Genomic DNA, 26,491 nt, shown 5'->3' with positions numbered 1-26,491 from the left:
TACATCATTCACTTGTAACGGATGACGAATGGTATGAGGCGATTCAGAACTTGCCTTTACTGCAGCGCTTGAGCGAACATGAAAAAATAAAGCTCAAACGATTAGCCATTTTATTTCTTTACTATAAATCGTTGGAAGGCGCTGGGGAGTTGCGATTAACAACTCCCATGCAATTAAATATTGCTTTACAAGCATGTCTTCCTATTCTGAATCTTGGACTCAAGTGGTATGAGGGTTGGGTCTCAGTCATAGTATATCCCGGAGCATACTCCCATGAGGATAAGACAATCGACGAGTTTGGGGTAGAACATATAGGAAAATCCCATTTAAGTGGGGAGTCATGGCAACGAGGGCCAGTTATTATCTCTTGGGATGACGCATTACATCATGGTGGTGTGAATGGGCGTAATGTGGTACTTCATGAGTTTGCCCATAAGTTGGATATGCGAAATGGCAGGGCGAATGGATTTCCCCCGCTCCATAAAGGGATGTCTGCACAACAGTGGTCTGAAGTTTTCAACAAAGGTTATAATGATTTGGTTAGTCGTATTCAACTAAATGAGCCTATTCCAATTGATCCTTACGCTGCTACATCCCCAGCTGAGTTTTTTGCTGTATTTTCTGAATTATTTTTCGAAAAACCCCAAATAATCAGACTTTATTATCCTGAGATTTATGATTTACTCGTTAACTTTTATCGCCAAGATCCACTCAAAATTGATTAGTGGATTATAAGTTCTCGCGTTGTGCCGAGCATCACTTTATAGGCTTCATTTCCCTTAACCGCGTTGGAATTAATTTTGGTATCGTAGGATGAATATAAACTGCATTTTGAATAATTGTATAAGGTGTTTTTGCATATACAACATCTAAGATTGAATGGGCCTTAAGTATACTTTATGACAATTCGGTCATCTCTACCATCTCTACTTTCGTCAACCGGATTGAGTGCTATGCTACCTCGCCACCTGAAGCTTATTTTAAAATTTTTTTGCTTCATGATGAATAGGTTTTTTCATGATCTTATCCTATAAATAAGGTTACTTTAGCTCAAGACAGTTATTACTTGGCAACCGAGTGAACTATTTATGATTAATTTGACATAAATTTATTCACTGCTTTATAATTTGCATCCATAAAATGATATGAGCGATATGCTAGATATTTTCAATTTTTTTTTCAAAAACTTCTCAAGAAGAGAATATTATGAATAAGCTTTCTACAAAAGATATTAAAGATATTCTTATTACAAGTGATGGCACTATTAATGAAGAAGCGATTAATCACTATATCGAATCTTATCAGGATGTTGATGCTTATTATAATAATTCTGAAAGTAAATATACTGGTCAAACCCTTTTATGTGCAGCAATCACCCATGATGAAATCAGCACTGATACTAAAATCAGGTTAGCCAGCTATTTAATCAATAGAGGAGCTTTGGCTACGAGAGTAGGGACTCAAATAGGAGAAATCTATCCTAAACACGATGGGTTAATTGATGCTGCCCTCGAGGGAAAAAATTTTGAAGCAGCTTACCTTCTTCTAAAAGAAGGAAGGAATGTTTATGGTAGTTTTTATGATTTTTACGCCGGCAAAAGTTTAATTGATGTTGCTTTAGATAAAAAAGACGAAGAGGTATTTTCTTGGATATTAAAAAATGCTCCTTCTCTTTTCTCAAAGTTGAAAACAGACAAATTTAATGATTATTACAAAAGAATACTGCAGATTTTCCCAAACTTTGAAAACAGTGAAAATTATCCGATTTTAAAACACCTGGCAGAAGAACGAATTGATAATTTATTTACTCAACTTGGGTTAATCCAAGGTGAGGATATGGCATTAATATTAGCTGCTGTAATGAGTAAAAAAGCTTATCAAAACAGTGTTTTTGTCATTAAAAAAGGGGATAAACTCTCTTTATTAACAGAGCAGATTAAGAAAATATTAGAGAATGAAACTGCTGAAAGCATCATTCGATTTTCAATTATCTATTATAGGGGACATGGTTGTTTTGGCCAGTTTGAAATTGATAAAACCAACAATCCTCCAATAGTACGATACGCCCATATTGATCCATATCCTCAACTCATTGAATACAGTGCCGTAATTACCAATGATTTTGTAAGCGAAATTTCTCCGCTTGCCCATATTGAAATTGGTGAATCTGCTTTAATGATGCAAAAAGGAGCCAGTTGCACTTATTTTGCTATGGATGGTGGGATAATGTTAGCAACCCCTTCCAATCGAGATTATGTACCAAACGTTATGGAGCATATGAAAAAGAATGGGACAAAAATGACTCACCCATTTAAGGAAAAAAATATTACCTATATGCGCTGTCCTACATTGCCAGCCAGAATGATGGTGGGATTACATTTTATTGAAGACGAGCCCCTATTTCAACCTCCCCGTAGAGGACTGTATTCATTAATTTTTAATTCACAAGAAAAAAGTACTATCGTCAACAAAAAAGGAGAAACGGCAGAAACAGCGATCCGTAAAGATTTACAAGGTCATTTTTCAACATCAAACCAAATGGCAACACGTCTTTGGAACATGCGTATTGAGCGAAAAATGAAACAATACGGGAAAGCAGTGCATGATTTCATCAAAGGGAACACCATTAATGTGGTTGATGCTTCATTTTCTAGCTTGCTTGATCAATACAGCCTGAAAGGTTTACTGGAATTTTGTGAAGAAAAAATAAATAGCAAGTCTACTTATAAGAAAAATTGATCAGAAAAATCGTTTGGTGGGACTCCTAAAGATTCTCACAAAGCGTGCGAACATTGAATACCTCTCATAAAATCCCGTGATTTTTAGTAATTGCTATCTATTTTGGTCATATAACAAACTATTATGGGTAATTTTACCTATACAATAAAAAATCAAAAAATTTTATAATTAATCATGTCGTATAAAAATTCAACACAAGATGAAGCCTGATACTTTCGCTGAAGCCCCTTTTCATATTAACCTTAAAAAAATTTTTAGCTATTCACCTGAAATAATTAAAGAGGTGGGTTGGATTCTTAAAAATTTTGCCACACCTTTGTTACAAAAGAATGGGCTTTATATTTCGCAATCGAAACAACCATTTTCCTTTAGCCATAATGTTGTTCTTTTTCGTTCGGACAGCAAAGAAACCCCTCGCTATGCTATTTTAGAAGACGGCGCCCATTCTTCCGGTGCTAGCTCTAACGTCTTTTTAGTAAAACACAAGTTGCTCGCGGATGAACACGGCCTATTGCACCTAAAACCTGTTGATTATATAGCTAAATGTGTTAAAGAGTCGTTTCTTGTAAATATACAAACAGATAGTCAAAGAGAATATCTATTCAGCAAACGGGTTAAATATCTGCACTGTAAGGAGCCTGTGCTAGTAAGCGAAAAGGGCAACGTTACTGCAGCATTTTTAATTATGAGAAATCTTGGCCCAATTAATTTATCGGATTGGTTAAAGACATTAAAGGAGCATAACTCTAATATCCTGATTGATTTATCGATTGATTTAATTCGAGCTTTAAACAAGCAAGTTCATCAGCAAAATATTATTCATCGAGATATTAAGCCTGATAATATTATCTTTGATTCCACCAAAATACCGCCTGTAAGAATCTGCGATTTTGGCATCAGCAAAAGCAATGGAGAAAAAACCTTAACAGAATCTATCGGGACTGACGGGTACATGGCACCTGAACAGACTTTGAATCAGCACACTACTAAAAAAACTGATATTACTTCTCTTGGCTTTACAATCGTTGACATCTGGAATCTTGATTTAATAGAACCTTGTGAAATTGATTTAATCGATATTGATTCTTTTAGCGAAAAAAATACCGACTTAACCAGTGAGGATAAGGAAACCATAGCAAAAATTATCAATAGTATGCTCTGCTTTGAACCTGAGAAGCGTGCAGAATTAACTGTTCTGGAAGAGCAATTCGAATCCTTGCTTCTTACAAGAAAGACAAGGTCGCTTACAGCGCAAAGAGCAGAAAGCATCACGTTTGCCTATCGTTTTGGCTTAGAGGTACGTAAAAAATTAGATATGATAGAAAATTCCCCATCTATGTCTGAAGGTATGAAAAAAATATTCGCACTTCTGGATGAATATTCCCCCAAACTTCACTACATTCCTGAGAACATAAAGGAATTTTCAGAACGACTAAAATGTAGTTACTGGCGAGATTGTAAAACTATTTTAGATTTCAATCAAAAAACTGCCGAGCTAAAAAAGATTTTTAATTTTTTTACCATTCAGTCTAATCAGATCGCTGCCTTAGCAAAGGATAAGTTGCATGACGTGGATGAGTCATTTGATCAAGTATGTATCCATTGGTTGAAGACAGAAAAATACGACGTAACAATTGGTGGTTTTCTACAGTATGCCAATAAATTAAATGAAAAATTAATACAGTTTAAAACACGCTCTCCTTTGGTAGCCAGGAAAGTGTTTACTTATGATGCTACAACGTTAGAACCCACTGAGCTATTTCCTAGCGCTTTTCCTTCTAAACAACTTAAAGGGAATCATTTCTTTACAAAAGATATGCCGTTGAAAAAGCAACGCAAAGAAGCCTTTTATGAAAGCTGTTTTGAAGCACTTACACTGAGTGAGCAGGAAATGGTGATTGAAAATAAAGTCTTTTTTTAAATTTAAATTGATGTTCTAAGGCTTTCTTGGGGACTTAAATTAGCAGGCTGATGGGCTTTTTGGTTTAAATCTCAACTGCTATTTCAACGCGGATAATTCCAACAGGGATATTAATCACTTCTGCTGTTCAAACCTTGGCAGGTAATGGAGTATTATGATTTAATAGGCTCATTTATTGTAAATTAAGCAAGAAGGGGTAACATGACTTTTGTTGTTACTGAAAATTGTATTAAATGTAAATACACCGATTGTGTGGAAGTGTGTCCTGTAGATTGTTTTTATGAAGGGCCTAATTTCTTAGTGATTCACCCTGACGAGTGTATTGATTGTGCACTTTGTGAGCCTGAGTGCCCTGTGGAGGCGATTGTTTCTGAGGATGATCTGACCGAAGATCAAAAACAATTTCAGGCATTAAATGCCGAATTGGCCAACGTGTGGCCTAATATCACAGCCAAGAAAGAAGCTCCGGAGGATGCAAAATCCTGGGAAGGTGTTGAGGATAAACTTCAATATCTTGAAAAAGAGTGGAAGAAATAACCTCACTTGCTGATGATGCGGTTGCGCATTGTCAGCGTGTTTTAGACAAGAAGGGACGCCTTGCGACAGCTATTCCCGGCTTTGTTGCGCGCGCGCCGCAGATTACTTTGGCAACAGCTATTGCGCAAGCCATTACGGAACAAGCCAATCTAGTAGCGGAAGCAGGCACAGGAACAGGCAAAACGTTTGCCTACCTCATCCCCTCGCTGTTAAGCAAGAAGAAAACACTTATCTCCACCGCCACGAAGACCCTGCAAGATCAACTCTTTCAAAAAGACCTTCCCATGCTAATACGCGCGTTAGGTCTTTCTGTGCGCGTGCAGAATCTTAAAGGACGAGCTAATTATCTCTGCCGATACCGCATTGAATTGCATGCTCAAGAAGGACGTTTTGTAAACGCTCAAGCAGTGCATGAATTGTTACATATCCGTGAAAAATTGCCTCAGCTTACCGATGGTGAGCGTTCTGAGTTACCCGAAATTCAGGAAGGTTCTCCTGTATGGCCCTATGTCACTTCAACAACCGACAATTGCCTTGGCAATGAGTGTGAATACCATGACTCTTGTTTTTTGATGAAGGCACGTAAACGAGCATTAGAGGCAGATGTAGTTGTCATTAATCATCATTTGTTTTTTGCCGATTCGCGCTTAAAAGAAGAGGGGTTTGGTGAATTACTGCCTGATATAAGTACTGTCATCTTTGATGAGGCACATCAATTGGCAGAAATTGCTGCCAATTTTCATGGCGAACGAGTGGGTACCCGTCAACTTCGTGATCTCATTGATGATTTATTACGTGAATGGCCCGTTCTGGATTTGGCTAATCAACCTTTAAAGGAGCTTAGTTTAAAAGCAGATCGAATTTTCGACCAGTTATTCTTGGCACTGCCTGGACAGGAAGAGCGTATTGCCTGGGATAAATTAGAACGGAGCAAGGATTTTATTCGTTCATGGAACGATTTGCTAACACTTATAGGGGAGCTTTTAAATTGCATAAAAGAGGCTGATTTTGAAAAAACTCCTGGGTTTACGCGCTGTGCGAAACGCATGGAAGACTTAAAAAAACGACTACTACATTTTACTAATACGGATATTGTACAAATTCGATGGTTGGAACGCTTCAAGCACAGTATCATTTTTCAAGCCACACCGTTTGACATCGCTGACTCGTTTAGTGCGCTTTTAGACAGACAACGGGCTTATATTTTTACCTCAGCGACCCTGACTATGGCTTCTTCTTTCGACTGTTTTCTTAAACCCTTAGGCATAAAAAATGCCACCACCTTAACATTGGCAAGTCCCTTCGATTACCAGAAACAAGCGTTATTATATTTGCCACGTGAATTACCTGATCCTAAAGACGCACGTTATTACGATGCACTATTGGATAAAGCGTTGCCGATAATTAATGCTTGTGGGGGGCGTTGTTTCTTTTTGTTTACAAGTCATAAAGCTTTAAAACTGGTTGCTCAAAGGCTGGCCAATACATTAAACTATCCTCTCTTGATTCAGGGGGAAGAGGCAAAACCAATTTTATTGGCGCGCTTTCGCCAATTGGGCAATGCTGTACTTTTAGGGACTGCAACGTTTTGGGAAGGTGTTGATGTAAAAGGGGATGCTTTATCTTGTGTTATTATTGATAAATTACCTTTTGCTAATCCGGTAGATCCCATCGTTCGTGGAAAAATGGCCTATTTCAAGTCACAAGGGTTGTCAGGTTTTGACGAACTTTCTTTACCTAATGCTGTGTTGGCTTTAAAACAGGGTGTGGGACGCCTTATTCGAGATGTAACCGATCGGGGGGTGTTAATGATAGCTGATCCAAGGTTAACAGGAAGAGAATATGGACGCCTGATTTTTGCCAGCCTCCCTACTTTGCGCAAAACCCGGGAAGAGCGAAAAGTACTGACTTTTATTGAAGAATTAGCTTTAAAAAATGAATCTATTAGCCATTGATACCTCAACGACATCTGCTTCCGTTGCTTTATGCATACACGGAAAAATTACAAGCCTTGAGCAGGGTGCTCAACGCCAACACGCCCAATTGTTACTCCCAATGATTGAACAATTGTTAACAGAAGCAGGCGTTAAATTAAATCAGCTCGATGGCATTGTATATGGCCGAGGGCCTGGAAGCTTTACAGGGCTTCGCATTGCCTGCAGTGTAGCGAAAGGTTTAGCGTATGCACACGATCTCCCCTTGTATCCAGTCAGTAGCCTTGCAACCATTGCTGAAGAAGCATTTTCTCAACATCAAATTGCTGCTAATGCTGAGGTTTTAGCGCTCATTGACGCCCGTATGAATCAGGTTTATTGGGGATGCTATACAATGAGACAACGCGAGATGACAGAGGGTGTTTGTGAGTTATCAGCCTTAAATGTAGTGTCCGATTTGCCTTTAGTAATTGCTGGAGTAGGGTTTGAGCCTTACCTTACGCAATTACCAGCATCAATGAAATCGCGTGTTATTAAGCACATGGAAATTTATCCCCATGCACAAACAATGATTCACCTTGTATTAAATGATACTATACAAGCCATTACCGCTGCTGAGGCAGTGCCTGTTTATGTACGCAATCAAATAACGCAAGGAGATACTCGTGGATAAGCGCTTGCTTGAAATTCTGGTTTGTCCGCTTTGCAAAGGTAAATTAATTTTTAAAGAGAATGAGTTGATCTGTCGATTTGATCGTTTGGCTTATCCTATCCGTGAGGGTATCCCTGTCATGCTCGAGCAGGAAGCCCGCCTCATTCCTCTAGAGGAAAAAGAGCAATTATGAGTGCTGCTTTCCATGTAATCATTCCTGCGCGTTATCAATCGACGCGTTTGCCTGGTAAATTACTGATGGAAATAGCGGGGCTTAGCGTTATTCAACGGGTTTATCAGCAAGCACTTAAAGCAAACCCTTCCTCTGTGATTATTGCTACAGATAGTTCAGCGATTGCTGAGCACGCAGAAAGTTTTGGTGCAACGGTAAAAATGACAGCAATACATCATCAGTCAGGAACAGATAGAATAGCAGAAGTAGTCGCGTCTGCTTCTTTTGCCCCTGAAGATATTATTGTGAATGTACAAGGGGATGAACCCTTTATTGCCCCCCAATTAATTGCGCAAGTTGCAGAAAATCTTTCTAATTCCCAAACATCGATGGCGACATTATGTTGGCCTTTAGAGCATGACCATCAATTGCAGAATCCAAATATTGTGAAGGTAGTACGCGATCGCTTCAATAATGCACTTTATTTTTCAAGAAGTGCCATCCCTGCTAACAGGGATAAACCTGAAAGCATTAATCGGGTCTATCGTCATATTGGCCTCTATGCGTATCGAGCCGCTTTTTTACTTGATTTTGTTCAATGGCCGGTATGTGAGCTTGAAACCTCGGAAGCGCTCGAACAGTTACGCGTACTCTGGGCTGGTCATAAAATAAGGGTAGAGCAGGCATGCACACAACCATTGCAAGATATTAATACCCAGGAAGATCTCTTGTTGGCGCGCAAACTGGTTTCTTCCTTCTGTTAAACCATAAGTGCTTTTAGTGAGCTATAAGCTTTATTACCTGTGTCTACAAGCTTATGTTCCGTCTGGCAAGCACCCATTGTCACGAAAAAGCGATATTGCATAGATTCATCACGTTTCAGGTAATTAACTATCTGGTGGCTAATAGTTTGTAGCGAGCGTAAGACATAAATACGTAACCATTGGATGAAAACTGGACGTTTAGCGTCCGAAAGGGCTTCCATGTGATTATTGTGGAGATGCGCTTCCACTTTATCAATTAGTTCCTGCAGATAGGTTTTGTCTGAATGGAGTGATAAATTTTTGTTAATGTAATTGTTATTTATGCGATGAAATTCGCGATAGATTGATAGTAAAATAAACAAGCGGGTGTCAATTTTATCCAGGCCTTCTTTAGACCAATTGAAGTTGATATCTAAACTTGCATTCGTTAAACAGGTCTTTATTTTTTGTAGCTCTTCATCATTAGGGTATAAGCGAATTGCATTGCCAAGATAGACTTGCAAAATACGCAAAAACTCCTCTTCCAATGCCCTAAATATCCCAATAGAAATTTGGTAGGCTTTGGTATTTAATCGACGCTCTATTTCCAAAGCATTCTTACAGGTATGGTTACGCTTTGTAATTCGCTCATGGGCGATATTAAATTTTTTCTCCAATCGGTTTAACCAAGCTTCTAAATTTCGACCTGGCGTAACATCCAGTTCATAATAAATATCGTTCATCCTTCCCAGGGCTTCCCTGGCTTCGCCTTCATCCTGTTGGAGTTCATCAGTAAATGGATTAAAACGAGTGAGTAACGGTGATTTATAAGAGGAAAATTCTGTTGCAATTGTATGAAAGGAGCCTGCCAACCGTGTTTTTAAAAACGCTTTTGACTCGATGATGTATCCTTCTAATTTTATTAATACATTCCTTTTTAAAAATAAAAGGTTTTCCAGAGATGTATTCGTTTTAGCTAATGAATGAAGGAATTTATAGCTGGAATTTAATTCTGCCTGAACCCGGTAGTTATTTTCATTCTTATCAAGACCATTATATTTATAACGAACTGACAACGCTTCTTCCGTATCGATGAGCACTTCACGAAGCTCATTTTCCATGCTTTTAATTTGGATTTCATACTCAATGTTTAGAGAATGAATATCCTCAAGAGCCTTCGCTTTTAAATGATTAAAGCGATTTTGTAACTCGTTGAGGGTATCTAAATTTTTTTGGATCCCTGCATGTGTCTCATTTAAATGAGACACGATTTGTTGCAGACTGTCCCAAGCAGATAGTCTTTGTTTTGCAGCACCGTTGAGTTTTTCTGTAGGTGAGGTTGTTGCCACATAGTATTGTTGCATTTCTGCATCACTAAATTGTACAAAAAATTGTTCAACTGCCTGGCCCAGTTCTTGTAACTCCTTTCTTGTTTCTTTTGCCCGTATAACTGAGTTGGGGGTAGGCATCAATAGGGTAAATAAAGCCAGATATTTTTGTAATTCAGGCAGCAAACCCAGGTTTATTTGCTCTTGAATACAACCAGATTCTTTACGGACTAATTTATTCGTTTTCTCTATTGTGGTTGTCAAATTGAAGTACGTATTAATTGTACGAATAGGAAAAGTTTGTATCTTGGCAATTAGATGGTGCATGAACGCAAATTGTCGTTTTAAAATAGCTGGATCGATGTTGAGTTTCTCGGTAAATAAATTTTTTACCAGGTACTGGATATCATCGGACTCCAAAGGCTTGGTAACCGCTCTAAACGATAAAAAACCTGTCTTTTCACCCAGATGTTGCAGGCATTTTATCCGGAATGCTTCAGCGACGTTGCGATCAACCAATGAATTTTTGCCAAAATCATATCGTAATTCCTCAATAAAAGAGACCAAAGCCGTTTTAATTTCTTGCGATTCTAATTCGCGGTGATGCTCGATTTGCAACGTAGAGATATTGTTTAGAAAATCCTCGAGTGTATTTTGCAGTTTAAGTTGTGCATCAATGACTAATTCTGTCAGAGTTTCAGAATTAGTCATTGGTAATAAAAAAATTTGGCGAGACTGTATTGCAGACTGAATATTTTTTAAATCAGTATGGATATGTTCTATTTCACCCGTCAATCTTTCAAGATTTTTAACTAAAATTTCATGATACCCTATTTCATGAATGCAGCGATTGATATCCCTGCGCGCTTCCATAAACAAATCATGGGAAAGGTCGTTTTTTTGTTTAAAAGTTTCCAATAGTGGCTTCAACACAAAATCCTGTTGTAGTTGAATGTCTATTTGAGGGGTAGAGAACACCTCTGCTGCCAGTGATTCCAACCCGTTTATTAATAATTGTATCTTTTCAGAATAAGCTGATTCAGTGGATGAGGAAGATAAATTTTCAATCACAACCGGCTTCGATTTACTTTTCTTTTGGCCCGATTTTGACCCTTTGGCAAGAGAGGGGGCTTCTTGTTTTATTAGAAAAGATAAATTTTCCCGTCCCATTAAGCACCTCAATAATACCTAATTTGAAATGCGCCCACATTATCATTGCAAACTTAAGAAAATCTTAAAGAAATGTATCAATACTGTTAAATTTCTCTGTGCAGGAAAAAATTAAAATCGCGTCATTGCGAGCGTCAACGAAGTAATTGTACGATCTTAAAGAAAACTTTGTGTTGTGATTGCTTCATATCGTTCGCAAAAGACTATGGCAGGCATTCAGCCATTTCAGCACGGCTGCACATGAAATAATCTTTAGTTTCAAATTGAACTATTCTTTAAATGTATCTTCTTTGTTATAGGGCAAAATCATGAAAAAGTCTTCTTCCAGTACTTCAAAAAAAAGGACTAAACCTAAAGTTAAAAAAGATGATTTAAAACATATTTCTGGAGGTGTTAGTCTAAAAGACGTATTAAAGCCGCCTGAGAACAAGGATAATCCGCCTGATTCTGATGAGATTGGGCGGTTAATTAGGCAGGGAATCATATGATACCTGACATCATCCGTGGGATTGACCAAACGGAATCAATGGAATTGTACGGTTTAGGTCATGCTCAAACTAGATTGCAAATGAAATAAATAAGCTCTATAATTTCAATAGAAATAATATGCATGGGCGCTAAACATGAGAAGCTCCGAAAATAAGCAACACGAAAGAGAAGTTGTTTTAACGAAAGCAATTTGTAATTTATCTAAATACTATTCTTTATCAGGGAAAGAACTTAGTGAAATTATTGGTATAAGTGAATCTACAGCCTCACGTCTTAATAAAGGAAAGAAACTAATTTCTCCCCAAACAAAAGAAGGTGAAATGGCCTTATTGTTAGTCAGAATTTACCGAAGCTTAAATGCTATGGTAGGGAATAATCATGAAAAGGCTAAATTATGGTTAAATAATAAAAATAAATATTTTCAAAAAAAACCGCTTGAAGAAATGAAAACCATTCCCGGATTAATTTCTGTCCTTAATTATTTAGATGCAATGCGTGGTAAGCTATGAGTTTTTGGGATAGTTGTGAGGGCGAAAAATATATTGAGCAAATAGAAATTGATCCATGGAGGGTTGTTGAGGCACAGTATAATTCCAGCTCTAGGGATTTGGTGGATTCTATAGAGGAACATGATCTATTAGAAGAATTATTAGAAAAATCAAAACCTAATGTAGCGAATAAAACTCATTATTTAATTTTTACTCCATTTAGATATCCTCCTTTAAAATATGGTTCTCGTTTTGGAAGGCAATATGAACCTTCTTTATGGTATGGCTCCCTAGAGCTGCAAACAGCATTAGCAGAAGTAGCATTTTACCGGCTCAAATTCTTTGATGATAGCTCAGCAAATCTTGGTTATATCGAGATTCCAATGACAGCTTTTAAAGCACACATAAAAACTAAGCAAGGAGTTGATCTAACAAAGAATATTTTTAGCAAATACATAGAAAAAATTTCTCATAAAAATAATTATGATTATAGCCAATCATTAGGAACAGATATGAGAAATGCTGGTATTGAGGTATTTTTGTTTGCATCAGCAAGAGTGAGCCAACTAAGTAAAAATGCAGCAGCATTTATTCCGACGGTCTTTATAAAAAAGAATGGTCAATTTATTTCAAACATGCAAAATTGGTCATGTTTGGCAAACAAAAACATTATTGAGTTTAGTCGTTTTGGTATTTTAAATACTGAAAGACTAAGTTTCTCAAAAGAAGACTTCGAAATGAGTTAAGAAAGTACATGTATTACTAATACCAAAAAACAACAGTGAACAACAGATAAATTGTAATGGTGAATAGAAATTTTCAATTTTTTTCAATCCCCACCATGTGGTGAAGCTATTGTTCACTACAGGATGTAGAAATTTCTGTTAACCCATGGCTTGGGGATAGGAGCCTAACAGCGTCAGCATCACTGACTTGCTTGCTAATTCATTGATAGCTGCTTGAATGTGTGACTCTGTTTGATGACCTTCAAAATCAATAAAAAAGAGGTAACTCCAGTTTCTATGTCGATAAGGACGAGAAGCAATAGAGGTCATGTTTATTTTATATTGTTCAAATGGAGTGAGTAATTGCATCAAGCTACCTGGCTCATGCGGTGTAGAAATAACAAGTGACGTTTTATCATAACCACTGGGTGTAGGAAGTTGTTTGCCTAAAATGATGAATCGGGTGGTATTATTAGGATGATCTTCGATGTGTTGGTGTGATTTATGTAATTTATAGATTTCAACCGCTTTATCGCCACAGATTGCAGCTGATGTAGGTTCCTGGGAAGCCCACTGCGCTGCCAACCCATTACTTGCGACCTCTTTTAAGGTCACTTGGGGATAATGCACAGCGAGCCAGTGCTGACATTGTGCTAATGCTTGTTGGTGTCCATAGATAGTTTCTAATGATTCTTCGGGATTCATTCGTGCTAAATGATGACGAACCCGTAAGGTAATTTCTCCACAAATTTGGACTTCACTAGTTATAAGATTATCCAATGTTAGATTAACCATACCCTCTGTACTGTTTTCAATAGGAACTACACCGTAATGAACATTGCCGCTTTCTACCTGTTTGAACACTTCGGTAATGGAAAGTTCAGGCACCATGGTAATGCTCTCACCAAAATGTTTTTCTACTGCCTGTTGCGTGAATGTCCCTTCTGGCCCTAAATAAGCGATGGTTAGCGGTTGTTGTAAAGCAAGACAGGCGCTCATAATGTCTCGAAAAATACGGGCTACTTCACTGTCAGGTAAGAGACTATCGTTATTAGCTGTGATAGAACGCAAGATTTGTGCTTCGCGTTCTGGGCGATAATAAATAGGTGAGTGTTGCTCTTGTTTGATTTTTGCAACTTCGGAGGCCAGGTTTGCCCGTTCGCGCAATAAATTAAAAAATTTCTTATCAATTTTATCAATTTCATTGCGAATAGTCATAAGCTTATCATGGTCGTTCATGCTGCTATACTCTTAAGCTGTTGTTCTTTTTTATCGATTCGTTTCTTGCGCAGATATAACAGTACCGCTGGAAAGATCATCAGTAAAATACCGCTGACAAAAACCAGACGGAAGTGGCTAGCTCCCCCCATGTCCATACTACTTTCCGGAGGAATAAAACCAACGAATAAAGTAATGAAGCAGCCTGCCAAACCTAAAATACATGTCGTGTAGTAGCCTAGATTACCACCAGGAATACTGAATGCCCGAGGGAAATGGGCAAATTTTTCTTTTGAGCGCCAGGCGGCGATAAACATCAGTACATACATCATAATATACAATTCAGTACTTAAATCAGTAAACAACCAATAGATTGCATTAACGCTTGGGAATAATAAAAAACCGCTGCAAAGAAGCGTGACTAACAGGGCTTGCAAAATTAAAATGCGTGAAGCGATACCATGCTTGTTTAACTGATAAAGCCAGTGAGGAAGAAAACCATTATCCGCCGCAAGCAGCAAACCTTTGGCGGGTGAAATAATCCAGTTGACCATGCCCCCAAGACTACCTAACAACAATAGAATAACAATGACAGGCATCAATGCGGTTAGGTGATACACTTTAAAAAAATTGGTAAAAGCTCGCATCACGCCATCGACCAAACTAATTTTTTCCTGTGGAAGTACAAAAGCAATTGCCAATGATCCTAAAATCATTGTGGTTAAAATTAAAATAACCGAAAAAAGCATCGCCCTAGGGAAGTTACGCTGGGGATCGCGAACGTTACGCACATGGACAGCCGCAAGCTCCATCCCTAGAAAAGAGGTCATGATTGCAGTCAAGGAAACCCAAGACTGCGTATCTTTCCAGTGAGGGATTAAATTAGGGAGGCTCAAATCAATGGCAAGCGGGTTGCCATTTATAAGCCAGATAACAGCGAGTAAGATAATAAATCCCATCGGCAAAATCATTCCAACGATTGCACAAAAGCTCGCAAAGGCGGCAGAGGCGCGTAAACCCGAAAGTCCAAGCAAGGTGAGAGACCAAAACACGATAAGAATCACGCTAATTAAATAATATTTGTTTTGTGCCAAAGCGGGGTTAATTAAATAAGCCAGGGTCCCTGCAATAAAGGATAAAATAGTTGGATACCAGACCATCGTGTTAATCCATTGCAACCAGATGGTTAAAAAAGCCAGGCTGTCACCAAAAGCATGTTTGACCCAGCTATAAACCCCACCTTCTTCTTCAGGCCAGATAGACGCAAGTTCGGCGGAAACAAGGGCAACTGGAATGAGAAAAACAATGGCTGAAAAGGCAAAGAAAAAAATTAATGAAGAGCCAAACAGGGCCGTAGCAGGTAAATTACGGATACTATCGATGGCTCCGGTAATTAATAATACTAACGCAAAAACAGAAATTTTTTCCGAAGACCATGCTTTCATAAACAGTTCCAATGAAAATTGTTTGGCAAAAAGATAGACATTATAAGGGAAGCATAAGGCTATGAAAACTAATTTAATGCTACTCACACTTTCTTGCAGGAATGATAATCAAAGCAAAAAAAGTTCGAGTCAAGACTTTTTATTTATATTTTTTTTCTATACAATGGCTCATCCACGATTCTATTTTCTATTTTTATCTTGTGGATAATTTCTCCCTTCTTGTGACTATAAAGACCTGCTCTATCCTCCAAACGCCTATAAAATAAGTCCTTTTCATGGCAGATTTCGATTAACTTATCCCCAAAATGTGTGGATAACTCTGTGCATAGCGGGTTAAAAAATCGATAAAAGATAAAAATCATAGCTCGTCATGGCCCCACAAGTATGATTTTCTTTAGCCACTTGTAACTTAAGCCATTTTTATTGTTTAATAACTGGCTTTTTTCTACTAATAGGATAACTATGTATAGATTATTTAAAAGTACTTTTAATACTAACAATCGCTTTTATGCAAGTATGCAGGTTGTTAACCTTGCTGCGTTTGGGGCTGCTAGTGTTACTTTGTTAACCGATCCCGAGGCCAGTTTTGCGGAATTTGGCCTGGATGCATTGACGCATGCCCTTAGTTATTTGGCGTTGAGTGATACTCAATCAATGGCAACCGAGTTTGGCTCTACTGTTATCAATTTAATAAGATTAGGTGCAATTTACGCAGGAATGACTACTGCAGGTTGTTCAGAGGTACCTGTTGCTGCTGCCGCAGTGGATGCATTGGTTCACCTGACGAATTCAGGTGCATCACTGGTGAAGTTCGCAGACGCAGCAGAGGCCGCATCCCAGTCTCATCGACAAACTGCCCCCACCATGAATTAAATCCCATGCACGGTGATAAGAATACGCCGTGCAGGTGCAATAGTCCTGTGTTCGCATAAATAAATGCCTTGCCACTGTCCAAGCGCCAGATTACCCTGGCGAATAGGTATGGTTAACTCCGTACCTAGCAAGGTATTTTTTATATGGGCAGGCATATCATCCTCCCCCTCCAGTGTGTGCCTATAAAGACGATTGTCATCAGGGATTGCACGGTTATAATAAGTCTCCAGATCAAGGCGCACATCGGCACAAGTGTTTTCACTAATGGTTAAGGACGCTGAAGTATGTTGCAAAAAAAAATGAGCCAATCCAATGCTTAATGGAGGCATGGGAGAAAGAGCTGGTTGTAGCTCTGCCGTAATTAGATGGAAGCCTCTCGGCTTGGCAGTTAAAACACATTCGGTTTGCCAATAACAAGGCTGTTTGTTATCCATGACGATAGCCGTCCCGACAAGCAGGGGAGACCTGAGTTGTTTTGTTTCGTTTATCCCACTCATCAATTGTATAAAGGTGCAAGCTTAAGGCATGTAACCCTGTTTCCAATTCTTTGGCAAGTAAAGCATTCACTTGACGATGACGATTAATCATTGACATCCCTTGAAATGCTTCAGAGACAAGAAGTATTTTAAAATGGGTTTCAGAACCCTCAGGCACATGGTGCTTATGCGATTCATTTTCAACTTGCAAGTGGATGCTTTTGAAATTATCAGTCATCAATTGAGTAATTCGTTTTTCTCTCGACATTTGTTTTCTCAACTTCTTTGGATTAATAAAATTATAACGAATAAAATCAGGTTTGTTGAAATTGCTTACCAAGCCAGCTGTACATTTTGGCGCTAAACAGCCTAGGTGCTAATGGCTCACAATGACCTCCGGTGCCGCTTTTTTCGGAGAAAAGATGATATTCTTTGGAGCATTTTAATGCCGCATACAACGTTTTAGCTTGACCTGGTGTGATGTATTCCAGAGTATTATCACAAATCAACATGGGACATTGAATCTTTTCGGCGAGTCCTTCCAAAGAATAGTCTGTTATTGCCTGTAGCATGCCTTTAACACTATCAGCACCAAATCGCCAGATGCGACTTTTCATCATAAATCTCAGTGTTTCATCCTTTTCCATAAGACACTCTATCAACAAATGAAGGGGTGCATGTTCATGTTCAGGACATTTTTCTCTGGCTTGTGCTCTTAGCTTTGGTTCCAAACTGCTGGCGGCATCAAAAATGCCTGGGTCTACAATACATGCAGCGATGCGCTTTTCGCGCGTAACAGCTCTTGAGGCGAGATAACCACCAAAACTTCTGCCGATTAAAATAATTTTATCTTTATCTATTTCCGGCCTATCAATGATAAAATCTACTACTTTTTCAATCACGTCCTCCCAATTGGGAATGAAAGGAATATTGTTTTGACGTAACAAACTTCCTTGACCTGGCCCTTCAAAACTCAGGCAATGCATGCCATGTTTTAAAGCTTCTGCCGCCGTACTAAAATAACTTTCCTCTTTTGTCCCATCGCCACCTCCTGTATCGATTAGGAGGGGTTTTGGTTTTTTTGAAGGGGAAAGGTATAGGTATCCTGGTAATGTATATTCTTTAAAGGGAATATTGACGATTTCCACCACCGAATCAAAGCAGCTTAAAGCCTTATGAAAGGAGCTAATGCTTTTTTGTATCGCCTCCTCAATCCGTTTATCTTCATGTTCATCTTCTAAGAAAAAGAAAGCGGTGCGGTAATAGTTGGAAGCGCGTAAAAAAGCAGACTTAGCATCTGAAAAAAGGTTCTCATTGCAGAGGTCTGAACCTAACCCCAAATTTTTATCTGCAAAACCCATCCATTGATGATACCAACTTTCTTTATTATCAGGTTCAATAGTGCTGGCTATTGTCAGACATTCTCCTATCTCGGCACCTCCATAAGGTGCATGTCCTAATGTCCGTAGGAGTTGAGCATTGAAAAGAGGAGATTTTATAAGATCTTGCATAAATTACTCTTATGTAGGGCCGTACCAAGTATAACTATAATCGAGAGACGTGTTTTTACACTTACAAAAAAATCCTAAGTTTATATTATATTGATAGAAAGAGGAAAATCATTCATTTAGGTTATTTTAATCCCTTTAACTACCGTCAGTGCTTGCCTGCTCAGTTTTTAATAAGGTTGATTTTTGCTGTGACTGATAGGAGATATTCAATGAATTCCTGGCTTAGCTGTGGTATCTTCCTTACACTTAAAAAGATTTAGGTTGTGTTATGAAAGAAAAGGGTTTTACATTAATCGAGTTAATGATTGTAGTCGCTATTTTAGGTATTCTAATCTCCCTGGCTGTGCCTGCGTACAGACAACATATTGTTCGGGCAAAAGTCATTGAGGGATTAACCTTGGCTTCTACGGCAAAGATTGCAGTGACTGAAGCTGCAGTGGCCAATCAGGCATTGCCTTCTACCCAAGAAGCGACAGGCTATACTAGCCCTGCTCCCACTGCGAATGTAAAATCAATCACTATTGGTGACAAAGGGGTAGTTACTATTACTTATACACCGGAAGCAGGGGATGGTACGCTGTTGTTAACTCCCACTTTGAGGACCAATGGGGATATAATCTGGACTTGTTCCGGGGGGACTTTAGAAGAAAAATATCGCCCTTATGGATGTAAATAATTAAAATAACAGGCAACATAGCTAAGCAAACATTCTACCTTAGCTTAGAAGAATTATCTGGTATATTCTGCGAAGCGAGTTCTTGCATTTGATCCATGAGTAATTGCGCTGTATTTATAGGATAAACTCCCGGTAGTTTGTAAAAATTCATGGCGGCAGATAGAAAACTGTTAAAGCTCTCGTAATACGTATTATTTTGATCAGTCAGTGCATTTTCAGCAGTTTTCGAGAGTAAGAAAAAATGCACTCCCTCCGCATGCCTGATATAAACCTGCATATTAGAATTATCGTTGTGGCTTAAGTAAATCGTACCTACAGGCATAGACAATAATGAATTACAAATAGCCTGAGGTTGACTCAGGTTAATTAAAGCAGTGGCAAGAAATGGAGGTATAGGTAGTGTCACACAATTATTTAGGTACACCAAGGCATTGTTGTTGTTTGTTGATTGTAGATTTTGGACAAATAAATTTAAAATAAATTCGTTATTATGGGAATGTACTGCAAGGCCATTGAATTTTAAATTAAAGTTATCAATTACCGGCCAATTTAACTGTGGGAATGCAATGGCAAGTTCATTATAGGAGAGATTTAAAACATTTTGTAATACTGAGTTTTTCCGCAGCATTTCATTGATGTTGCCTCCGTGATTAAAAAAACCTAGCGGAGAATGACCACCGGAGGGTTTTGTTTTAGTAGAGAAAGTTTTCTCTTGCTGTCTATTAAATTGATTCCTGTAAGTAAGTAAAAAATTAATATCCTCTTTTATTAATTCGTCATTGCGAGAATCGCTCTGTTTGCTTAATTGGAACTCTAAATATTTTGAATATTGCTCCCTTTCTTTAGGAAAGCGATCCTTAATAAATTGGCTAGCCAAAAGTAAGATTTCATGTCGTTTGTCTTTTTGTAAAGAATACAATGGATAAAGTAATTTTTCCTGTTTTTTATTTGCCATTTCAAAATCAAGTTCACTTAATTCCCTAGGGCTTGCAAGAACGTCTTCTAGTGCTTCAACGATTGCAACAGCCCACAATGTGCTAGGGAATTGTTCTGGATGAGTAATTGTTTCAGGAGCAGGCAAGAGTCCTGATTGACCATATTTTGTAAGGGATTGTTCTCGTAACTCATATGATTTTACTCTATCGATTATGCGATTTATTTCCTGGGTATTTTCTCTTGTTTGTAAAGGATTACAGAGTAGGAAATCTTTTATATTGTGAAGTTCATCAAATTCTTCCTTAGTCTGAGTAAGGTTTGCATTTAAGAGGCGATTCACTTTTGTCTTCAATTGTGAATAACTCTCATGATTGCTTGTTAGTGAGGGTGGTGATAGGTCTAACGCTCGCTGAATATATTCGTCCAGTTTCTTTTCATTGAATTGACGAATTGCAAATTTCGATAACTGAATTTCATGATATAAGGTGGCTAATGGTTTTCTTGTCTCAAAATTGTTCGGTAGTGTAGGTATTATGCTATCTAGATACTGAAAGAGATTGATAATTTGTTTATATTTAATTAATTCTTCTGGCTTGAAAGAAGCCTCTATATTTGGCCGGGAATACATCCAATATCTGTAATCCGGAGTAATAAGAGGTGCACGTGATGGTTTATTTTTTAAATCAATTTGTTCTACAGAAATGCCAGGTATTTTTTGATAATCGGCAATACCTACAGCCTTATTAAATGTGTTGGTATGTACTTCTCCCATAAATCCTACAAACTTAAATTCTTGATTAGGGTTCATTGCGTGAAAATGCGCCTTTTCTTTTTCAATAGCAATATGGGCCATATAATTCATTACTTGCGGGCGAATAATACTCGCTGGATTATTAGAGTTGATACCGTAAGATTGCGCAGTATCAAAAGGCACTATACGAATCAATTTATTGGGATGTTGTAAATTATGTAATTTTACTGCGGTGACTAAGTTAGTAAAATTATAGGGGCTATCAAGTAGATCGCGATGATAATCTTGCAGATGTAATTTTGTTTTAAGTGGCTCAGGGATAGGTATGTCATCTGATGCAGTTAAATAAGTCTCTAAAGCCTCTGCACACTCTTCAATTAATAAATGTTCAAAAAAAATGACTTTTACATTTTGTTCTGCCAGAGTGCTAAGATTTTCAATAATGAATCTTTTGGGTGCTTCTGACTCATGGCTTTCCCCAAATAGTATTCCGGGATAATTGGCCAATGCTACTCTTAGTAATTCTGGAGCGGTCAGCTGATGGTCGATGGCAAGTTTTACTTTTTCTTTTGGTTCTGTATGAAGGAAACTTTGTTCCAACGTTCTGGCCAACTGCTTTAATTGTCTGCTCGAGACTGTGCAAAGATCAGGAATTGCCATACCCTCTTTAGTAAGGGTTTTAAAGTCTTTTACCATAGGAGGTTCCATCTCCTTTGGTGAACCCATCAACTTAATTAGTTTATTGACTTGCTCATATTCTTCAATAATCCATTCATAATCATCCAATTGCCTGGCAAACTCAAAATTATCATGATAAAAAAGTTTATCTCTTAATTTCTCAATATAGTCACGTGCAGTCAAAAACTGACTATCCCTAATATCTGGATTGGCATTTCTTTTAATAAGAAATTCCATTCGCTTGAAATTTCCCATATCTGCAGCGATATGCAAAGGGGTATGGCCATTCGGGGTTTGAATATTTACGTTTGCGCCGAGTCCCAATAACAAATCTGCAAGTTCTAAATAATCTAGATTACAAGCTATAAAAAATGCACTCAGACCATTATTATCTACTTCATTAATATTATTAGAATTAATACTATTATTTTTTAGATATTCTCTTACAGCATTCAGGTTTTTTTTAGAGTCTTCATAAATTTGAATTAAAGCTAGCATCGTACTTCGCCCTAAATTGTCTTTTATTAATGCAATTTAGATAATATAGCATCAATTACGGTTGAATTTTGGAAGATAAACAATTTTTGCGTTTATTCTTAATTAACATTTTTAAATGTCGATGCATAGGAATGAGAGCTCCCGATGACATACGTCATGTCGAACGTAGTGAGATATCTCCATGATGCCAGTAGATCCCTCACTTCGTTCGGGATGACGTAAGTCTTTCTTGATGTTTGCCCCAAAGGGGCTAGGACGCTCAGTAAAAGCTATTTTCTGTGCTTAAACTTTTTTACCGTTCAAGCCATCGGTTACTAAATAGTTTGGGTCATACTGTTTAGAAATGACCCAAAATGAGCAGGGACTAAAGCTTTTGTGGAACAAGTTTATTTTTAAGACGTACGTATAGAGGTAAGCCGTTTTGATAAGGTGGATAGGCTTCACCTTGAATGAGCGGTGCGAGATAGCGTCGACAGTGCTCAGTGATACCCATACCATCATCGCTAATAAAATTAACGGGCATTGTCTTTTCCTGATTGGCAACGTCAGCTAGTGGAACATGACTTATAGACCAACGATAAGGAGCATCCTGTTCACGTTGAATAATAGGCATAATGGCATTATGGCCATTCAATGCCAATTCAACCGCGGCTTTACCCAGTGCATAAGCTTGTTCGAGATCAACTTGTGATGCAATATGTCTTGCAGCACGTTGCAAATAATCAGCCACTGCCCAATGGTATTTATAGCCCAATTCTGTTTTAACTAATTGGGCGATAACGGGTGCGACACCCCCTAATTGTGCATGACCAAACGCATCCCTTAACCCAGCGTCACTTAAAAATTGTCCCTCTTCATTACGAATACCCTCTGACACAACAATGACGCAATAGCCATATTTTTTAACACACTCATTGACTTTGCTTAAAAACTGCTGTTGATTAAAAGGGACTTCAGGAAACAAAATAATATGTGGAGGTTCTGCTGGCGTTTCGCCGGCTAAACCACTGGCTGCCGCAATCCACCCTGCATGACGGCCCATTACTTCAAGAATAAACACCTTCGTCGAAGAAGCAGCCATTGAAGCAACATCGAATCCAGCCTCTAAAGTGGAAATAGCTACGTATTTGGCAACAGAACCAAATCCTGGGCAAGTATCGGTGAACGGTAAATCATTATCCACTGTTTTGGGAATACCAATACAAGTAATTGGATATCCCATTTCACTACCCAATTTAGATACTTTATAGGCTGTGTCTTGCGAATCGCCGCCACCATTATAGAAGAAATAGCCAATGTTATGGGCTTTAAAAACTTCAATCAAGCGCTCATACTCAGGCCCACTTTCTTTCAATTTGTAACGACAAGAACCAAATGCACCTGATGGTGTATGAAGGAGTTTGGCAATATCTTCGTCTGTTTCTAAAGAAGTATCAATCAATAGCTCATTGAGCGCACCAATAATGCCATTTTGTGCTGCATAGACTTTTCCTATTTTTTCAGGGTGGTTTCGCGCAGTTTGAATTACTCCACAGGCCGAAGCGTTAATAACCGCTGTAACTCCACCAGACTGGGCGTAGATAGCATTTTTTATAGACATATTTTCTCCATGATATAAATTCAATCAGAAGGACTGGTTTGGTATAAATTGTCAAACTCATCAATCACTTCGTCAATACTTTGAATTAGCTCTGCAAAAATACTTTGAAGTTCATCAATTTTTTTTGCAGTTTTGGCTTGTTTCTCGAGTTGAATCACCTGTGTTTGTAGATGGGGAACACCACAAAAACAGCATGCACCGTGTAATTTATGGGCGGCACTTTCCAGGCCTTTAATGTCTTTGTTGTGCAGAAGTTGAATAAACTCTTCGCGGTTTCTTCGCAATTCTTCCACAAATCGCCCCAGGAATTCTTCAGCCAATGCTTGATTTCCTGATACCTTTTGCACACAGAGTTGCCAGTCAATAGCTGCTGATTTGGATTTTTTTACAATACGCAGTAAATAAGTTAACAATTGCTTTTCATCAATGGGTTTTTGTAAACAAAAATCAACCCCTGCTTTTTTTAATTTCTCTTTACTAAGATTACTACTATCGGCACTGACCACTATAATCGAGGTTTGTTTATTCAGCATGGATTCATGGCGAATAAGACGGGCGGCATCGAGACCATTAAGCTTGGGCATTTGTAGATCCAGTAAAATAGCGGAAAAACGTTTGCTTTGACAAACTTTAACTGCTTCCTCTCCGTCCTCTACTGTTTCGATATTGCAGTTTTCTTGCAATAAGGAGGTTAATAACATTCTGTTTACAGGATTGTCTTCAGCAATCAATACATCAGGCCGGGAAACACGAAGCTGTGTACGTAGGTTATCCAACTCATGGTCAGCATTGGTAGACTGGGATGCTTCGTTAAGTACAGACTCTATAATTTCATGTAATTTTTGAATACTTATCGGTTTAAACAGGAAGGCTTTGGCGCCTAGAGCTTGATGGTTATGAATTACCCATTTTGAAACTAATATGGAGGGTATTGTCTGCTTACGTAAAACCTGTGCCACTTGCTTTTCACAACCTTCATTCACATTAATAAAGGCTAATGAACAATCACTATGCTCAGTGAATGCTTTTTCCAATTGATTGAATGCCGAAATGCGCACGCATTTGATTCCCCAATAGCCTAAGCCATTACACATGGCTTCCAAATATAAAGGATTATCATCATAACAAAGCACTTTCAGATTATCGAAGCGTTGGCTTTGTTCCTTTTCTACTTCGTAAGCTGCTAATTTTTCAAGTTTGATGCGGATAGAAAAGGTTGTTCCTTTGTTAACTTCGCTGGTAAAAGAAATGCGGCCCTGCATTTGTTCGATAAGTTTTTTACAAATCACCAAACCTAAGCCTGAGCCACCAAAGCGGCGGGTTATGCTGGTATCAGCCTGATTAAATGCGTTAAACAATTTAGGCTGATCTTCAGGAGAAATACCAATGCCCGTATCAATAACAGATAAGCATAAGGTATAATCTTTGTCAGTTTCTTGCTCAATGGCGGTGCGAATGAGCACATAGCCATGATCAGTAAACTTAATGGCATTACTGACTAAATTGGTGATGATTTGCTTAATACGTATGGGATCACCAAGCACTTTTCTGGGAACGTTAATTTCTGTAGCCGGGATAAGGTCGAGCCCTTTTTTATGGGCATTGGGGGCTGCTAAAGCCAACACTTCATCGATACAAGCCCGAATATCCAAAGGTATGCAATCCAGGTGCAGTTTACCAGCATCCATTTTGGAGTAGTCAAGAATGTCATTAATAATGGTAAGTAAGTCCTGTGCTGAGGACTTAATGGTTTTTACATAATCCAGTTGCAAGCTATCTAGCTTGGATTCCAACAAAACATTGGTAAACCCTATAACCCCATTCATTGGGTTGCGAATTTCATGGCTCATGTTGGCAATAAATTCTGATTTTTGCCTGCTCTTTTCTTCACATTTCTTTTTTTCCAGGGATAACTCAATATTTTTTTCTTCCAGCAGCTCTAAACTTTGATGTAAATCTTCTGTCGCCACTTCGATGTGATGGTTTAAGTCTTTAACGGTATTTAGATAGGCTTTTTGTAAATGGGCACAACCTTTTTCAATAATACCAAGCTCACCTGTACTCCTCGTACTGATATGGGTTTCAAATTCATTGCTAAGGATTTGTTTCATGCTGCGACGCAGCCGCGAAATAGGAAGATAAATACGTCTGGATAGAAAAAAGTGGATGGTTAGACTAATTAATAAACCCAACAGAGTAATAAAAATCGTCACAATATACATCTGATACCGTTTAATGAGCATGGATTGCGTATCAATATACAAGGATAACCAACCGAGAATATCATCATCTTGTAGGGTGAGGTTTGCGGATTTTTTAAACGATGTTGTGGAGTAAAGATTAAAATTGGGAATGGTAACGGGGGCAGTAAATTTGATGGTATAAGGTTCTATTTGTTTGCTCTCAATATAATCACCCGTGAATTTTAGAGGAGTAAAAGGTTTATTGATCGCATGTTTTCCACCACGATAGGCTAATAATTTTCCCTCGGCGTTATAAAAAGCGAGCGCTTTGATTTCTGGATTAATGGTGGATGCATTAATTAAGCCTTGCAGGGTCCTATTATCATTACGCATCATCGCAAATTGGGCTGCCGGCAAAAGTTGGCGGATGTAGGCTTCACCGAGCCTTAAGACATGTTGATTTAAATCTTTATTAAACTGGCCGTTGTAAAAAACAGCGAATAGAAGGGCAACCAGAAAAACTGGGATTAAAGTAGTAATGCGGAGTTGATATTTGATGCCCAGTCTTTTCATCTCTGGCACCTCCCGCACATCATTACAAATAGTTTTGGCACGTGATTCCCTATGAGATAATTCTGAATTTCACTTCATTCAAGCCTTAATTATCCTTAAAATAGTAACAACTGATACCTGGCTCACTATTTTTTAAAATGCATTTGTATAAGCTTAGCAAATTCATGCCAAGCAT

Annotated in this window: 22 protein-coding genes; 13 read left to right on the top strand and 9 right to left on the bottom strand. The window is 38.3% G+C overall.

Annotated features, from left to right (window positions below):
- The 8 genes from Ljam_RS06365 to kdsB form a co-directional block, all read left to right on the top strand.
- Nucleotides 1-725 (top strand): M90 family metallopeptidase (locus tag Ljam_RS06365; RefSeq protein WP_058450751.1); only part of this gene is annotated, 725 nt, incomplete at its 5' end.
- 481 nt (nucleotides 726-1,206) lie between these two features.
- Entirely contained in the window at nucleotides 1,207-2,739 is a 1,533-nt protein-coding gene (locus Ljam_RS06360; protein WP_058449286.1) for a hypothetical protein, read from the top strand.
- 199 nt (nucleotides 2,740-2,938) lie between these two features.
- Nucleotides 2,939-4,660: a protein kinase domain-containing protein gene (locus Ljam_RS06355; RefSeq protein WP_058449285.1), complete on the top strand. Its 1,722-nt coding sequence runs from the start codon at nucleotides 2,939-2,941 to the stop codon at nucleotides 4,658-4,660.
- A gap of 201 nt (nucleotides 4,661-4,861) precedes the next feature.
- The gene (fdxA, locus tag Ljam_RS06350; RefSeq protein ID WP_058449284.1) at nucleotides 4,862-5,197 is read left to right on the top strand and encodes a ferredoxin FdxA; all 336 of its coding nucleotides are present in this window, start codon (nucleotides 4,862-4,864) and stop codon (nucleotides 5,195-5,197) included.
- Entirely contained in the window at nucleotides 5,185-7,152 is a 1,968-nt protein-coding gene (locus Ljam_RS06345) for a DNA repair helicase YoaA (RefSeq protein WP_058449283.1), read from the top strand. The genes fdxA and Ljam_RS06345 overlap by 13 nt, the downstream gene beginning before the upstream one ends.
- Nucleotides 7,133-7,804 carry a tRNA (adenosine(37)-N6)-threonylcarbamoyltransferase complex dimerization subunit type 1 TsaB gene (gene tsaB / locus Ljam_RS06340; RefSeq protein ID WP_058449282.1) on the top strand — a complete coding sequence of 224 codons (672 nt, stop codon included), beginning with the start codon at nucleotides 7,133-7,135 and terminating at the stop codon, nucleotides 7,802-7,804. The genes Ljam_RS06345 and tsaB overlap by 20 nt, the downstream gene beginning before the upstream one ends.
- Nucleotides 7,797-7,976 (top strand): Trm112 family protein, encoded by a 180-nt coding sequence (locus Ljam_RS06335; RefSeq protein WP_058449281.1) that lies wholly within the window; start codon nucleotides 7,797-7,799, stop codon nucleotides 7,974-7,976. Before tsaB ends, Ljam_RS06335 begins: the two co-directional genes overlap by 8 nt.
- A complete protein-coding gene (kdsB, locus tag Ljam_RS06330; RefSeq protein WP_058449280.1) occupies nucleotides 7,973-8,719 on the top strand; it encodes a 3-deoxy-manno-octulosonate cytidylyltransferase in 747 nt (248 codons plus the stop codon). The genes Ljam_RS06335 and kdsB overlap by 4 nt, the downstream gene beginning before the upstream one ends.
- Here kdsB and Ljam_RS06325 read toward each other — a convergent pair.
- A complete protein-coding gene (locus Ljam_RS06325; RefSeq protein ID WP_058449279.1) occupies nucleotides 8,716-11,196 on the bottom strand; it encodes a hypothetical protein in 2,481 nt (826 codons plus the stop codon). The two genes, kdsB and Ljam_RS06325, sit on opposite strands and share 4 nt — an antisense overlap.
- A 308-nt stretch (nucleotides 11,197-11,504) precedes the next feature.
- On the opposite strand from Ljam_RS06325, the gene Ljam_RS06320 reads away from it, so the two are divergent.
- The 3 genes from Ljam_RS06320 to Ljam_RS06310 all read left to right on the top strand — a co-directional run bounded on the left by Ljam_RS06320 (nucleotide 11,505) and on the right by Ljam_RS06310 (nucleotide 12,919).
- Nucleotides 11,505-11,684 (top strand): hypothetical protein, encoded by a 180-nt coding sequence (locus Ljam_RS06320; protein ID WP_058449278.1) that lies wholly within the window; start codon nucleotides 11,505-11,507, stop codon nucleotides 11,682-11,684.
- Between the two features lie 135 nt (nucleotides 11,685-11,819).
- Nucleotides 11,820-12,194, top strand: a complete 375-nt coding sequence (locus Ljam_RS06315; RefSeq protein ID WP_058449277.1) for an antitoxin Xre/MbcA/ParS toxin-binding domain-containing protein — start codon at nucleotides 11,820-11,822, stop codon at nucleotides 12,192-12,194.
- The gene (locus tag Ljam_RS06310) at nucleotides 12,191-12,919 is read left to right on the top strand and encodes an RES family NAD+ phosphorylase (protein ID WP_058449276.1); all 729 of its coding nucleotides are present in this window, start codon (nucleotides 12,191-12,193) and stop codon (nucleotides 12,917-12,919) included. Before Ljam_RS06315 ends, Ljam_RS06310 begins: the two co-directional genes overlap by 4 nt.
- 138 nt (nucleotides 12,920-13,057) lie before the next feature.
- Here Ljam_RS06310 and pheA read toward each other — a convergent pair whose 3' ends face one another.
- Together pheA and Ljam_RS06300 are read right to left on the bottom strand one after the other, a co-directional pair.
- Nucleotides 13,058-14,137, bottom strand: coding sequence for a prephenate dehydratase (gene pheA / locus Ljam_RS06305; protein WP_058449275.1), 1,080 nt, complete (start codon nucleotides 14,135-14,137; stop codon nucleotides 13,058-13,060).
- Nucleotides 14,134-15,561 carry an APC family permease gene (locus Ljam_RS06300; protein WP_058449274.1) on the bottom strand — a complete coding sequence of 476 codons (1,428 nt, stop codon included), beginning with the start codon at nucleotides 15,559-15,561 and terminating at the stop codon, nucleotides 14,134-14,136. The genes pheA and Ljam_RS06300 overlap by 4 nt, the downstream gene beginning before the upstream one ends.
- A 462-nt stretch (nucleotides 15,562-16,023) precedes the next feature.
- Here Ljam_RS06300 and Ljam_RS06295 point away from each other — a divergent pair, with 462 nt between their 5' ends.
- Nucleotides 16,024-16,434 (top strand): hypothetical protein, encoded by a 411-nt coding sequence (locus Ljam_RS06295; RefSeq protein WP_058449273.1) that lies wholly within the window; start codon nucleotides 16,024-16,026, stop codon nucleotides 16,432-16,434.
- Here the strand turns inward: Ljam_RS06295 and Ljam_RS06290 are convergent.
- The 3 genes from Ljam_RS06290 to Ljam_RS06280 are packed head-to-tail and all read right to left on the bottom strand — an operon-like array spanning nucleotide 16,431 to nucleotide 18,421.
- Nucleotides 16,431-16,868, bottom strand: coding sequence for a secondary thiamine-phosphate synthase enzyme YjbQ (locus Ljam_RS06290; RefSeq protein ID WP_058449272.1), 438 nt, complete (start codon nucleotides 16,866-16,868; stop codon nucleotides 16,431-16,433). The two genes, Ljam_RS06295 and Ljam_RS06290, sit on opposite strands and share 4 nt — an antisense overlap.
- Nucleotides 16,861-17,178 (bottom strand): BolA family protein, encoded by a 318-nt coding sequence (locus Ljam_RS06285; protein WP_058449271.1) that lies wholly within the window; start codon nucleotides 17,176-17,178, stop codon nucleotides 16,861-16,863. Before Ljam_RS06285 ends, Ljam_RS06290 begins: the two co-directional genes overlap by 8 nt.
- Nucleotides 17,179-17,224: 46 nt before the next feature.
- On the bottom strand, nucleotides 17,225-18,421 hold the full coding sequence (locus tag Ljam_RS06280; protein WP_058449270.1) for an alpha/beta hydrolase family protein: 1,197 nt from the start codon (nucleotides 18,419-18,421) through the stop codon (nucleotides 17,225-17,227).
- A gap of 268 nt (nucleotides 18,422-18,689) precedes the next feature.
- Here Ljam_RS06280 and Ljam_RS06275 point away from each other — a divergent pair, with 268 nt between their 5' ends.
- Complete coding sequence (locus Ljam_RS06275; RefSeq protein WP_058449269.1) at nucleotides 18,690-19,097, top strand: pilin; 408 nt, start codon at nucleotides 18,690-18,692, stop codon at nucleotides 19,095-19,097.
- A 34-nt stretch (nucleotides 19,098-19,131) separates the two neighbouring features.
- On the opposite strand, the gene Ljam_RS06270 is transcribed toward Ljam_RS06275, so the two are convergent.
- From Ljam_RS06270 to letS, 3 genes are all read right to left on the bottom strand, one after another.
- Nucleotides 19,132-21,960 (bottom strand): ankyrin repeat domain-containing protein, encoded by a 2,829-nt coding sequence (locus Ljam_RS06270; RefSeq protein WP_058449268.1) that lies wholly within the window; start codon nucleotides 21,958-21,960, stop codon nucleotides 19,132-19,134.
- 364 nt (nucleotides 21,961-22,324) lie between these two features.
- Nucleotides 22,325-23,560: a 6-phosphofructokinase gene (locus tag Ljam_RS06265; protein WP_058449267.1), complete on the bottom strand. Its 1,236-nt coding sequence runs from the start codon at nucleotides 23,558-23,560 to the stop codon at nucleotides 22,325-22,327.
- 20 nt (nucleotides 23,561-23,580) lie between these two features.
- A complete protein-coding gene (gene letS, locus Ljam_RS06260; RefSeq protein WP_058449266.1) occupies nucleotides 23,581-26,316 on the bottom strand; it encodes a two-component system sensor histidine kinase LetS in 2,736 nt (911 codons plus the stop codon).
- Between the last annotated feature and the right edge of the window lie 175 nt (nucleotides 26,317-26,491).

Source organism: Legionella jamestowniensis, from assembly GCF_001467745.1.
Classification (GTDB): Bacteria; Pseudomonadota; Gammaproteobacteria; order Legionellales; family Legionellaceae; genus Tatlockia; species Tatlockia jamestowniensis.
Note: the sequence above shows the minus strand (reverse complement) of the source record. Positions and strands in the feature narration are given on the sequence as shown.